Annotated in this window: 10 protein-coding genes and 1 pseudogene; 8 read left to right on the top strand and 3 right to left on the bottom strand. The window is 50.0% G+C overall.

Going from position 1 to position 13,287, the window contains the following annotated elements:
• Positions 1–281 precede the first annotated feature (281 nt).
• The gene (locus OES20_17730; GenBank protein ID MDH3636535.1) at positions 282–677 is read right to left on the bottom strand and encodes an IS6 family transposase; all 396 of its coding nucleotides are present in this window, start codon (positions 675–677) and stop codon (positions 282–284) included.
• A gap of 85 nt (positions 678–762) precedes the next feature.
• On the opposite strand from OES20_17730, the pseudogene OES20_17725 reads away from it, so the two are divergent.
• Positions 763–1,278: pseudogene (locus OES20_17725) on the top strand (IS6 family transposase).
• 162 nt (positions 1,279–1,440) lie between these two features.
• Here OES20_17725 and hemN read toward each other — a convergent pair.
• Complete coding sequence (gene hemN, locus OES20_17720; GenBank protein MDH3636534.1) at positions 1,441–2,805, bottom strand: oxygen-independent coproporphyrinogen III oxidase; 1,365 nt, start codon at positions 2,803–2,805, stop codon at positions 1,441–1,443.
• 438 nt (positions 2,806–3,243) lie between these two features.
• Here hemN and OES20_17715 point away from each other — a divergent pair, with 438 nt between their 5' ends.
• The 3 genes from OES20_17715 to OES20_17705 all read left to right on the top strand — a co-directional run bounded on the left by OES20_17715 (position 3,244) and on the right by OES20_17705 (position 6,411).
• Positions 3,244–4,452 (top strand): ChaN family lipoprotein, encoded by a 1,209-nt coding sequence (locus tag OES20_17715; GenBank protein MDH3636533.1) that lies wholly within the window; start codon positions 3,244–3,246, stop codon positions 4,450–4,452.
• A gap of 88 nt (positions 4,453–4,540) precedes the next feature.
• On the top strand, positions 4,541–5,551 hold the full coding sequence (locus OES20_17710) for a sensor domain-containing diguanylate cyclase (protein MDH3636532.1): 1,011 nt from the start codon (positions 4,541–4,543) through the stop codon (positions 5,549–5,551).
• Positions 5,552–5,784: 233 nt separating this feature from the next.
• Positions 5,785–6,411, top strand: a complete 627-nt coding sequence (locus tag OES20_17705) for a hypothetical protein (protein ID MDH3636531.1) — start codon at positions 5,785–5,787, stop codon at positions 6,409–6,411.
• Between the two features lie 358 nt (positions 6,412–6,769).
• Here OES20_17705 and OES20_17700 read toward each other — a convergent pair whose 3' ends face one another.
• Positions 6,770–8,239 carry an ATP-binding protein gene (locus OES20_17700; GenBank protein ID MDH3636530.1) on the bottom strand — a complete coding sequence of 490 codons (1,470 nt, stop codon included), beginning with the start codon at positions 8,237–8,239 and terminating at the stop codon, positions 6,770–6,772.
• A gap of 442 nt (positions 8,240–8,681) precedes the next feature.
• Between OES20_17700 and OES20_17695 the strand changes: the two genes are divergently transcribed.
• From OES20_17695 to OES20_17680, 4 genes are all read left to right on the top strand, one after another.
• A complete protein-coding gene (locus tag OES20_17695) occupies positions 8,682–10,751 on the top strand; it encodes a ribonucleoside triphosphate reductase (protein MDH3636529.1) in 2,070 nt (689 codons plus the stop codon).
• Positions 10,729–10,893, top strand: coding sequence for an anaerobic ribonucleoside-triphosphate reductase (locus OES20_17690; protein ID MDH3636528.1), 165 nt, complete (start codon positions 10,729–10,731; stop codon positions 10,891–10,893). Before OES20_17695 ends, OES20_17690 begins: the two co-directional genes overlap by 23 nt.
• Entirely contained in the window at positions 10,850–11,587 is a 738-nt protein-coding gene (locus tag OES20_17685) for an anaerobic ribonucleoside-triphosphate reductase activating protein (GenBank protein MDH3636527.1), read from the top strand. The genes OES20_17690 and OES20_17685 overlap by 44 nt, the downstream gene beginning before the upstream one ends.
• 220 nt (positions 11,588–11,807) lie before the next feature.
• Positions 11,808–13,287 (top strand): PAS domain S-box protein (locus OES20_17680; GenBank protein ID MDH3636526.1); only part of this gene is annotated, 1,480 nt, incomplete at its 3' end.

Below are 13,287 nucleotides of genomic sequence, written 5' to 3'. Positions count from 1 at the left end.
TGAGAAAAATATAATAATCCCAAAAGGGATCAATATGCATAACGAATAGAATTCAATAATTGCACCTCCTGAAGCTCCGTAAGCCTGGGCTGTGCCAGGTACTACAAGAGTGGTCAGCCCAAAAAGGGGTACTGACAAGTTAACTTGTGAGGATGAGCTGGAATACCACAATCAGTGGTGTTTTTGCATGGATACAGGATTAGAAACTCTACATTGACTCCTTTTTTCGAAATATCGATGTATCAAATCCCCACTCGGTAGGCACGAAATTGGTTAACTTGTCAGTGCCGTCTTGATGTATCTTCAAGAGCCGTTTTAAAGAATCGCTTTGCATCCGCACCATCTCGTCGTTTTTGCAGAAATACATCAACGACTTCACCATCCTGGTCCACTGCGCGCCAGAGATAATGTTGTTTACCTTCAATCTTGACGAAAACCTCATCAATGAAGAAGGTATCACCATAGCCTCGATGCTTTTTTCTTAACCTAGTGGCATATATCGATCCGAATTTATTGCACCATAATCGAATCGCCTCGTAGGTAACATTTATCCCGCGCTCAGCTAATAAATCTTCAATATCACGATGGCTAAGATTGAATCTGTAGTAGAGCCATACTGCGTATTGAATAATTTCAGCGGGAAAACGATATCGTTTGTATTGTTTTGACTTTTTCATTCAGCAATTATCGCTAAACGGCAGTTAACTTGTCAGTACCGTTACTTGTGAGGCAATCCGATTGTAGTGCAATAGATTTTGCCCAAAATACGCAGCTAGGTTAAAGAGAAAACATCGTGATTATGGCGATACATTTTTCATTGATGAGGTTTTCGTCAAGATTGAAGGTAAACAACATTATCTCTGGCGGGCTGTTGACCAGGATGGAGAGGTTGTTGATGTGTATCTCCAGAAACGTCGGGATGGTGCGACAGCCAAGCGGTTCTTTAAACGATTACTGAAGAAGCATCAAGGTGAACCTCGAAAGATAGTAAACGATAAACTGCGAAGCTATGGTGTCGCCCATCGAGAGTTGATCCCAGATTCAATTCATGACACATCACAGTATGCAAACAATCGAGCTGAACTTTCCCATCAGCCTACAAGGGTACGAGAACGAGGAATGCGCAGATTCAAATCGGTATTTCATGCACAGCGATTATTAAATGTGCATGCCGCAATTTACAATTTATTCAATTTGGGGCGACATCTGATATCAGCGAAGATTTATCAACTACTAAGAATGCGCGCTTTTGCGTCTTGGGAAAGTGTCGTGATCTAATAATGACAAGAATTTTGGAGTTTTCTCGATTTAAAAAGTTAACTTGTCAGTACCCCGGCCGCGATACTAAATTAGCCCCGCCGGGTAGGGCCCCACCGGGGGGGTTGACCGAGATTAAGCAGGTTATAAATTTCCCTGGATCGGGAGCAAAAGACCGGGCCTCTATATGGTCATCGAGAAGATCCGGGTTTCCGGGGCGTTGCGCATCAGTCGCAGATCGAAGGCCATGCAGATATTTCTGACGAAGGGTCTTGCCGGTTCCGGCACTACGAGCTTATTGCCCTCCAGCCGCAGCAGGCCGTCGTTTTTCATTTCCTCGAGCTTTTGCAGGCATTCATCCAGCTGCGAAAACTGCGTCTCCGGCTTTGCCCATGACGTCTCGAAATTGCACATGATATTGAGAATATGCTGACGGATCAGACGGTCTTCATCGGTTAACAGGTGACCACGAAACACCGGCAAATCGCCCCGGTTGGCGCGTGTCTCGTATTCCGGCACCGTTTTTTCGTTTTGCGCAAAGGCATACCAGGAATCACCGATCGCTGACATGCCGAGACCGACCATGAGCTGGGTTTTACTCGCTGTATATCCCATGAAGTTACGATGTAAAGTCCTGTTTACCATCGACTGGTACAGACTGTCGGTTTCCAGCGCGAAATGATCCATGCCGATTTCGATGTAGCCCAGTTCGGAAAAAAGCTGCTTGCCCGCCTCGTACAGTGAGCGCTTGGCCTCATCTCTGGGGAGGTCTTCCTCGCTGAACCCACGCTGGCCTGTGCCTTTGATCCACGGCACGTGGGCATAGCTGTAAAACGCGAGTCGGTCGGGCAGCAACTGATTGGTTTTGTTGATCGTGTCGATGACGTTCGCTAGCGTCTGATGTGGTAATCCGAATACCAGATCGTGACTGATCGAGGTATAGCCGATTTCCCTGGCCCCGTCGGTTACCTGCCGCACGCGCTCGTATGGCTGCACCCTGTTGATGGTTTTTTGCACCAGCGGATCGTAGTCCTGTACCCCGAAACTGCAGCGGCGAAATCCCAGGTCGTACAAGGTTTGAAGGTGCTCCCGGGAAGTGTTATTCGGGTGGGCTTCTAGTCCCCATTCGTAGTCCTCAGCCAGTGCAGCGTGCTGCATGATGCCATCGATCAGCCGTTTCAGATTGTCGGGACTAAAGAATGTCGGCGTGCCACCGCCGAGGTGCAATTCCTTGATTCGAGGCATGGTCGAAAACAGGCGCCGATAGCTGCTCCATTCATTCAACAAGGCATCGATATAGGGTGATTCGACGTCATGCCGCTTGGTAATGCGCTTATGACATCCACAAAAAGTGCACAGGCTCTCGCAAAAAGGGAGATGAATATAGAGACTAATCCCCTCGCTGACATTGCTTTCGATGAATGCCCGCTCGACTGTAGCTTTCCATTTCTCTGGATCGATCGAATCCTGCTCCCAGTACGGCACCGTGGGATAGCTGGTGTAGCGGGGTCCGGGAATGTTGTATTTTTGAATCAGGTTGTCTTGCATCGCGAAATCAGGACCTCGAGGCCCAATCCGGCCCCGAACGGTTAATCGAACAAGCCGCCATTTTAGCAGAAACGGCTCGGTGGTCTTGCCCCGTTTCAGCGTCTTCATTGGAGAAAGCCGACCCCCAGAATTAGAAATTAATGGGCGATTTATGAACGAAGCCAACGCTTGAAACTGAATTATCGAGTGCTGCCTGGTGCTCGCAAGAGACGTTCGGCTAATTAGATACTTCCATCTCCATCCAATCCACTTATCAGTCTTTTCTGCAAAAAGGATTTACAAGAATAGAAACTAAGAAATGTTGCAACAAAGGCGGCAGGCCAAACCCTTGAACTTGAATTGGTATCTCCCTGGCTGACGGTACAATAGCTAATGTGGTTATGTAGAAATAATATAATGCGAAATACCCCCACCGTCAGTCAATACTATGGAGATGTGATGAGTCGTTTGACGAGAAATCTGATTTATTCATTTTTTCTTATTCTGGGAGGGTGTAGTCATACATCCCCCCAATGGGACAGTGAAGCACCTTATCCACCCACTAGAACACCAGAAATCGGTGATATCCTCCATACCGCGACCGGGCACTACATCAACCAACAGGATCTGTTTTCCAGCTTAATCCGCTACCCGCTGGTCTACGTAGGCGAGCAGCACGATAATCCTGCATCGCACCGTCTGCAGCTTGAGATCTTAAAGGCGATGCAGGCTCGTTATCCCGGCCAGGTGGCTCTGGGGATGGAAATGTTCAACAGCAAACAGCAGCGAGCGCTCAATCGGTGGGTGGCTGGTGAGTTGAGTGAGAAGGAGTTCTTGCGAGAAAGTCGCTGGTTCGAGAACTGGGGCACCGATTTTGAACTCTATCGTGAGCTACTGGAGTTCAGTCGTGATCAGAAAATCCCGGTGATTGGCCTCAATGTTCCCAAAGCGTTAGGACGCAAGGTCAGTATGACGCCACTGGATAAACTCGATCATGAGACCCGGGAGAAACTCCCCGAGATGGATATGAGCGATCCCTATCAGCGTGCGATGATTGAAAAGATTTTCGCCGTCCATGAGGCAGGGGCGCCTATAGTGGAGAGTTTCTTCCGCCGTCAAACCCTGTGGGATGAGGCGATGGCCACTGCAGTGGCCGACTATATGCGGGAACACCCCGATCACCACATGGTTATTGTTGCCGGAGGTTGGCACGTGAGTTATGGCTTTGGCGTCCCACGCCGGGTGCATCGCCGGCTGCCGCTCCCCTATACCCTGGTGGGGGGGCATAACCTCGAAGTCCCCGAAGAGAAGCTTGACCAACTCATGGATGCGCAGATTCCGAGCTTTCCAATGCGAGCGGTCGACTATCTGGTCTATCAGGAGTACGAGGTATTCAAACCGAAGGGGGTCAGGCTTGGCGTAATGCTGGGGGATAGGGATGCTCAGGCGGGACTGCTGGTAACGGATCGTGTGTCGGGCTCTGTGGCCGCGAAGGCCGGGATCAGCAAAGGAGATCGTCTGCTGCGTTTTGACGGTGTGCTACTCGAGGATAATTTTGATCTGATCTATGCAGTCAAGGCCAAGCGCCCGGGGGGCTCAGCAACTATTGAACTGAAACGTGGAGACGAGACTTTGGTGGTTGATGCCTATTTTGGGCCAGAGCAGTAAACATCCATAATGAATCGATAGAGAATCAGCGGGGTTACTCTCGATTAAAACCATAACAATTCTATAACCATGAATTCCGAATTGACAGATGGCGGCCTGTGCCGAAAGACCTGGAACACAATTTGCAAGCAATAATACCGCAATTCTGAATTTGACGGGCGTGTATATTGAAGATGAAAAATGGTGCGACATGAAAGACACGGTTCTTGTACTGGGTGATCTGTTTAATGTACTACCCGATGCGATTGTCGTCGTGGATGGCACGGGTCTGATAGTATTTGCCAATACGTCAGTAAAGGGGCTACTGGACTACTCGGCAGACGAACTAATGGGTCAGCCCCTTAACTGCCTCATCCCCGAGAGCTATCGTAAGGCGCATGAATCGCATTTCGCAAAATTTTTTGATCGTGGAAAACCCACTTCTATGGGCACAAGACCTTTACTCAGCGCGCTTCATAAGTCGGGCAGGGAGATCCCGATATCCATATCCATAACAAATCTCGATCTTAATAGGGAAAGATATTCGGTTGCGGTGATGCGCGACGGCGGGGAAATGCATTCGGAAATTACCCAGGCCACCGCCCAGGCCGAGACCGATTTATTGACAGGTATCGGCAATCGCTTGCGGTTGTCGCGTGCCATACGGACGGCACTGGCAGCATCGAGCCCGTTTGGCCTACTATTTCTTGACTTGAAAAAATTCAAACCCTTCAACGACAACCATGGGCATGAGGTTGGCGATAAGGTGCTGCAAATTGTTGCCCGACGGCTGCAGGCGCAAATTCGATCCGGGGATTTAGCGGCTCGACTCGGTGGCGACGAATTTGTGGTAATGCTCGAAGGGCTAGCCGATATCGAACTGCTAGAACAACGCGCGGCCAAGATTGCTAGAAGCCTGACCAGAACTTTCCACATTGGCGACCTGTCAAGCGCGGTTGGTGTCAATATCGGAGGCGCGATGTACCCGCGAGATAGCGAAACCGAAGCTGGATTATTGAAGGTGGCTGACCAGAACATGTACCGGGCCAAGCAGATCGATGCTGATTACCATGTTGGGAAAAAAAGGGTAGAGATCCGAGAGGATAGCGCCAAGAAATAGATACGCACTAACATCGATTTAAATCTGGAACTGGTATTGCTACCAGATATCGCACCGGCAGGGGTTTGTCAGTCCGCTCGAGACAAATCCATTCTTGACAGGCGGTGACCAGGTAAAGTGACGGTGTAATAATTCAAACCGACGGTAGTCTGTTCGGGGACTGGCAGAGTACAATAAGAGCGTTTTAACGTGTTTATTATCCGAAGATTATCATCAGTCAAGGAGCCATATTCATGATTACCGGTTCGACAGGGAAGCTCGCGCTCGCCTTAGCGATGACCGCGCTGCTGGCGGCCTGCGCCATCAAGCCGCTGGCAGAATGGCGCGACAGCAATTTTTCGGGAACCGTCGACAACATCCTGATTATCGGCGTTTCCGATCAGCCGGTCGTTCGGCGGCTGTTCGAGGATACCTTCGTCAAGGAACTCGAGGCCCTGGGTGTATCGGCCAAATCGAGTTACCAGGTGCTGACCGACGAGCAGATATCGTCAAAGGATGCCCTCGATACCGCGATCAGGGCGCAGTCGATGGATGCGGTGCTGGTCACGCGCGTGATCGGCGTCGAGGAAATCAACACTTATACGCCACCGACCTACACCTACACGCCGTCGACCTTCGATCGCCACTACCGGGATTACCACAGTTATTTCAACCACGCTGTCCAGGTCGCCACGCCCGGCTACTGGGACAAATATGAAGTGCTGAAGCTCGAATCCAACCTGTACAATAGCGCGAGCCAGCAACTGATCTGGTCGATTCAGTCCGAAAGCTTCGATCCCCGGTCCGCCACGCAATTGATCGATGATCAGATCACGGTTGCGATTACGAGCCTGCGCAACACTGGCCTGATTCCTGACTAGCGAAGCCGGTCCCGGTATGTAAAGTATAAACACGATGCCTGGCAGGGTCTGGCAGCGGCAGTCCAGTTGCTCGAAGAAAGAGGGGTATTGTTGGTCGGCCAGGCAGTAAAACAGCGTCTGTTACGGGTCGGTTTCTGGCGCCCGCCCAAGATTTCCGGGCGTCCGATTTTTTAGGGACACGAACAATATCATGCAACTTAAAATTCTCATATGCTCTCAAAAACAGCCCTGACTTCTGGTGAAGGTCCCAAGCATACAGGTCGATATGCGACGACGACGGGGAGTCAAATCCTGAAAAGCCGGTTTGAATGCGTTCAGCCGGCTTTATCTACCCGGACAAGACTGCTATTTACACGGATTAAGTTTCCTGCTCCTGCGGGGTTCGCGGCAGGTAGATGTGGACGGTGGTGCCGGCATCGGCTTGCGACTCGATTTCGATCATCCCGCCGTGCTCGGTGACGATAGACTGGCAGAGGGTTAGGCCGAGGCCGGACCCCCGATCAACCGACTTGGTGGAGTAGAAGGCATCGAATATGTGCTTCTGCGCCTCCTCGTCCATGCCGCACCCGTTGTCACAGATGGCCAGGTGCAAGCGATCGTTCTCGGTATGAGTGGATATGGTAATCACCGGCACCCTGCTGGTGACTCCTTCTACAGCGTCGGCCGCATTGACCAGCATACTCATAATGACCTGGATCAATTGTTCCTCGTTGCCCTCCACCGGCGGTAACTCCTTGTCCAGTTCCAGGGCGCACCCGACCTTCAGCAATCGCTTGTCGTAACGCATGAGTCGATAGGTGGTGCGGATCAGCTGATTGAGATCGAGCAGCTCGCGCTCTCTGGAGGGGCTGGTGGAAAAGTCCGACACATCCCGTACGATTGCGACGATGCGCTCCAGTTGCTGCAGGACGGCATTGCAAGTGGTGTGCAGTCCCTCGTGATCGAGGCTGCGCGACGCATCATCCTCCCGCATGTTGCGCACCAATTCGGCAATTGCCGCCACGGGATTTCCGATCTCGTGAATAATACCGGCGGCCAGGGTGCCAATAGCGGCGGTTTTCTCCTGGTGGATGTACTTTTCGCGCTCGATTTTGTCCCGGCGTTCGCGCTCTTTGAGTTCGATCGCCATACGTCCCAGGGCCTCGGAGAGCTTTCCGATCTCGTCACCGCGCTGTGGCAGCCTGCTGTTGGGTAGTTCGGCTGGCAGGCTTTCGCGCTTGACCACGGCAGTCGTCTGAACCTCCAGTGTTTTCAGATCGCGGCTGATTGTCTTGAGAAAGCGACCACTGGTGATACCGATTGCCATCAGACCCAGTACACCGATTACCAGCGCGGCGATCGCTACACTGTTACTGTGACTGCGGAACCCGTCCACACGACTAATCTGCTGTTTCCGAATCTGATCAATTCGGCGGCCCAGCATGGCCTCCGCATCCTGAAGATTGTACTGAAGGGCCGATACGCTCGCCAACGTGGGGTTGATGTAGGCCTCGTCCAGCGCTCCCTGCAGCGAGAGCAGGGTTGTCTCTCCGCCCGGATAACGCATCGGCAGGCCCTCGTAGAGGGAGCGGACAAACGCGAGTTGATCGCGCAGTCGCTCCTTATCGATATCGTTAGGCTGAACGAGGATTTGCGCTCGCAGGTTTTGCAGGGTGCGCAGGGTGGCGAGGTCGGACTGCGATCCTGCCCCTTCGCGTTCGTAGACAAAGCGCAATTGCTCTACTTCGCCAATCAATGCCTCTTTCTGATCCAGCACGAACACCGTGAGTCCTGCGGCGTAGACTGTCAGCACCGCAAATGCGAGCAGGCCCTTCGTCTGAAGCGACATTTCGGACTTCATAACTCTTAATAACGTCCCTTTAATTATTCGTTAAATAAATAACCTGCAAGGGTAATGCCAAATATTTGATACGGGTTGGTATGGCACGCGATTTGCGACCATTTTCACAGCGTCAATAACACAGAGATTCACAAAACCTTGCTATAAAACGATTCTCGTCTCAGTAGATAATGGAATCCTGGATACTTTCTGATTGCTGAAATCAGGAACAAGGCTCCTTTATTCCCATATCTGGGAGGATGTCTTCCCGTTTTCGAGAATTTTATTTCCCTGGCCCCAGGTTCGAGTTTCCAATTCCAGCCCGCTTTAGATATACGTAATAGTAATTGATCTAGATCAATAAAAATCGTTGTAGCGCTATATATAGTGGTCGATCCGGCATATAAACACAATATGTAGTTTTACTGCATCAACCGTAACGGACAGAAAAATGATCCAGGGTATAGCAAACGACGTCTTATCCTTGCCTCAACGAATCATCAAGCGAGACGGTGCCGAGGTTAAGTTTGAGCATAAACGCATCGAGCGGGCACTGCTTAAGGCAGGTGAAGCCACACAGGAATTCGATCTTGCAGAAGCCTGTCTTTTAACCCAACAGGTGATAAAGGTTTTATGCCATCGTTTTGCTAACCAACAAATCCCGGATGTCGAGTCGGTTCAGGATATTGTTGAGCAAGTCCTGATTTCATCGGACCATTTCAAAACCGCTCGGGCTTATATCGTTTATCGAGAACAGCATCATCGCTTAAGGCGCGATAAGCGAACCCTGGTAGATGTTTCTTCGTCGATCAATGAATACCTGGACCGATCGGATTGGCGGGTACGGGCCAATGCTAATCAGGGTTACTCGCTTGGCGGGCTGATCCTCAATACCTCCGGTAAAATGATCGCCAATTACTGGCTCAATCATGTTTATCCCCGCGAAATTGGTGATGCGCATCGCAGCGGTGATATTCATATCCATGATCTTGATATGCTAGCGGGTTACTGTGCAGGCTGGTCATTACGCACTCTATTAAATGAAGGTTTAAATGGGGTCGAGGGCAGGGTAGAGGCCGGGCCGCCCCGTCACATGTCTTCCGCCGTAGGTCAGATTGTGAATTTTCTCGGTACCTTACAGAACGAATGGGCAGGGGCTCAGGCCTTTAGTTCGTTTGACACTTATATGGCCGCCTTTGTGCGTAAAGACCGACTGAATTATGAGCAGGTTCGTCAGTATATCCAGGAGTTAATTTACAACCTCAACGTGCCCTCGAGATGGGGAACGCAGACGCCTTTTACCAATCTGACATTTGACTGGGTTTGCCCTGAAGATCTGCAGCAACAGGTTCCACTCATCGCAGGCGAAGAACAGGCCTTCACCTATGGTGAACTGCAGCGCGAAATGGATATGATCAATCGCGCCTACATCGAAGTGATGAGCGAAGGCGATGCCAAGGGCCGTGTATTTACCTTTCCTATCCCGACCTACAATATTACGGAAGATTTCATCTGGGATTCTGAAAATGCCGACCTGTTGTTCAAGATGACAGCCAAGTATGGACTCCCGTATTTCCAGAATTTTTTAAATTCGGAATTGAAACCAAACATGATCCGCTCCATGTGTTGTAGATTGCAACTGGATTTGCGCGAGCTATTGAAGCGCGGTAATGGATTGTTCGGCTCGGCAGAACAGACCGGTTCAGTAGGCGTGGTTACGATAAATTGTGCGCGTCTCGGCTACCTGAATCAAGACAATGAAACCGCACTGTTAACGGCGCTGGACAAGTGGTTGATCGAGGCCAGGAACAGCCTCGAGATCAAACGTAAAGTGATTCAGCGGCACATGGATGCCGGATTGTTCCCCTATACCAGGCGCTACCTGGGAACATTGCGTAACCATTTTTCCACCATTGGGGTAAACGGCATCAACGAAATGATTCGTAATTTTTCGCATGACCGCGAAGACATTGTCTCGCAAAAGGGAAGAGCCATGGCCATCCGGTTTTTGGATCATATTCGCGCACGCATGATAGAGTTCCAGCGCGAAACAGGCCATATGTATAACCTCGAGGCGACCCCGGCCGAGGGGACTACCTATCGACTGGCACGCGAGGATTGTAAAAAGTTTCCGGATATCCTGCAGGCAGGAACGCCTGAAAAACCCTACTACACGAATTCGTCACAGCTGCCGGTCGGCTATACCAGCGATCCGTTCGAAGCCCTGCAGATGCAGGATGAACTGCAAAAGAAATATACCGGAGGAACAGTTCTCCATTTGTATATGAGCGAACGTATTTCCAATGTTGAGGCCTGTAAGAAACTGGTTCAACGGTCATTGGCTAATTTTCATCTGCCTTACATTACGGTAACACCGACTTTTTCGATTTGCCCAAATCACGGCTACCTGAGCGGTGAGCACGAATTTTGTCCCCGTTGCGATGACGAGTTGATCGCGGCAAAACAGATTAAATTGGATTATCACGAGGGAAAATATCATGACTCAACAAACGTTCACTAGGTTGACAGATGAAGAGCGAACACGCTGCGAAATCTGGACCCGTGTCATGGGCTATCACCGGCCCGTGAGTTCTTTCAATCCTGGTAAGCAGGCCGAGCATGAACAGCGTAAATTCTTCCACGAAAAAAACCCGGACTCGTAAACCAATCGATGTCGGCGGTATTGAACCGTTTACCACAATCGATTATCCCGGTCATCTGGCCGCGGTTTTATTTCTTCAAGGCTGCCCCTGGCGTTGCCACTACTGCCATAACGGTGACTTGATTCGCCGCCGAGCTGCGCCTGGAATTCCGTGGTCATCGGCTGTGCAATTTTTGCACCAGCGTAAAACGCTAATCGACGCAGTTGTCTTCAGCGGTGGCGAACCGACCCTGCAATCGGGCCTTGCCATGGCGGTGCGGCAAGTGAAACGCATGGGCTTCAAAGTTGGCCTGCACACCGCCGGGACCTATCCTGATCGATTGGAAAGATTGTTACCACTACTCGACTGGGTTGGTCTCGATATCAAGGCATCGGTGCAACAGTATCCGGATATTACTGGCGTTAAAAATTCTGGGGAACGCGCATGGAGAAGTGCTCGCTTGATTGTCGAGTCCAATCTTGATTATGAAGTCAGGACGACGATTCACCCTCGGCTTATCGATCGGGGGAAACTGTATAACCTGGTTGCTGAACTGGTTGATCTGCAGGTCGAAAATTACGTGATTCAGGAATGCATGCCGGCTCACTGCCTAAATTCCGAGTTTCGTGTAACCGAGCGATTCTCACTCGATGAAATGGATATTCAGAAGATTGCGCAAAGTTTTGCTCACTTTGAGCTGCGTATGGCTGGTTGATCCGGCCCTGAAAATTCAGTCCCTGTCTCGCTTGGCAGACGAAAATTCTCAAATATTGGAATTCCCATGCTGGCACGCCTGGCGCCAAGTTTAAGAGAAATTTACCCCCGTTATTGCTATTCTTTTCGTTGAAAATATTTTCCGTCCATCTTGATGTAAATCAAATTTGGATACTCAATAACAAACCAACCCGGGTCTCCTTTAATAACTCGAGATGAAGATGTCATCACCACTGCGCCAGTTTATGATTGTCAGCATCGTCGGTATGACGGTCACGTTGTTAGCACTGCTGTATTTTCATAATGAATTAAGTGAGGAATACTTGCGCGATCACCTGGATTCGCACAATAAGAATCTTTCGATCGTATTGCGAAATTCGTTGCTCGCAGAAGGACTCGAAAAGGAGCTCGTCGAGCCCCGAAGCGCATTATCGGATTCGATGCTCGCCAACATCAATTTGCACCTGGAACAGGAATTGCGCTGGGTTCCGGTGGTGAAAGTTAAAATCTATAGCCGGGATTCAATTGTCCTTTATTCTACTAACCGTCATGAAATAGGCGCCGACGCAAAACAGAATAAAGGCGTGCAGAGTGCGCTCGCAGGTACGCCAATTTCTGGCCAGGTCCATCCCAACCACTTGAACGAGTTCGATAATATTATTGAAGTAGAGGATCTGCACCAGCAATACGTCCCGATCAAGTCGCCAAAGACAGGTGATGTGATTGGTGTATTCGAAACTTATCTGAATATATCTGAAGTCGTCAGAGAGGTCGAAGTAAGGCAGCGCGTCGTTTTTTGGATAATAGGTGGAATTCTGGGCGTATTCTACCTGGCCCTGGCCATCACGTTTCTAGCTACTCATCGCTTACTACGTCGTGAGACGCAACAGCGCAAGGCTTATGTCGATGAACTTCACGAGGTTCACGCAGATCTAGAGCAACGCGTCGAACGACGTACCGCAGAGCTAGATCACACAAGAATTTTTCTGCAGTCGATTATCGATGGTATAGCGGACCCACTACTCGTAATCAGACCTGATTTCACGATTGCATTGATGAACAATCAGGCGAAGAAATATATTCCTCCTGGTCAGGATGAGAAAAATTATAGATATTGCTACCAGATTTCGCATCGGCTGGATGCGCCTTGTACGGAACCTGATCACCCCTGTTCATTTATCGAAGTCATGGAGAAAGGATGTCCTGCAAGGGTTAGACATACTCATTGCGACGCAGATGGCAATCCTGTCGTATTGGAACTGATAACCACCCCGCTGTATTCGGCGAACGGGGAATTCGAAGGGGTGATCGAAGTAGAGCACGACGTTACCCAGATCGTAGAGATGCAGGAGGTTCTGTCTAAAAATGAAGCGCATTTACAGGCAATCATGGACCATGTGCCCGATGCAATTCTCACCTGTGATTCCGAATATACGATTCAAAGCACCAATCATTCTGCACGTATTCTTTTTAATGCCGAGGAGACTGATTTGGTCGGGAAGAATCTACAGGAGTTGTTTTCTGCTGATTCGGCTGCCAATGAATTCCTGTCTGAAATTGCGACTCATCAACAATGTGTTTTTAAACGCATCGACGGCACCGAATTTCCGTCAGATCTCTGGGTCGGACCGCTCGAAAAGACCAATGGGGATAGCAGTTATATAGTGGTCGTGCATGACATCACCGGGCGTCTACAGGATC

This window comes from Gammaproteobacteria bacterium (assembly GCA_029862005.1).
In the GTDB taxonomy this organism is placed as follows: domain Bacteria; phylum Pseudomonadota; class Gammaproteobacteria.
This window is presented reverse-complemented; position numbering and strand designations above follow the sequence as displayed.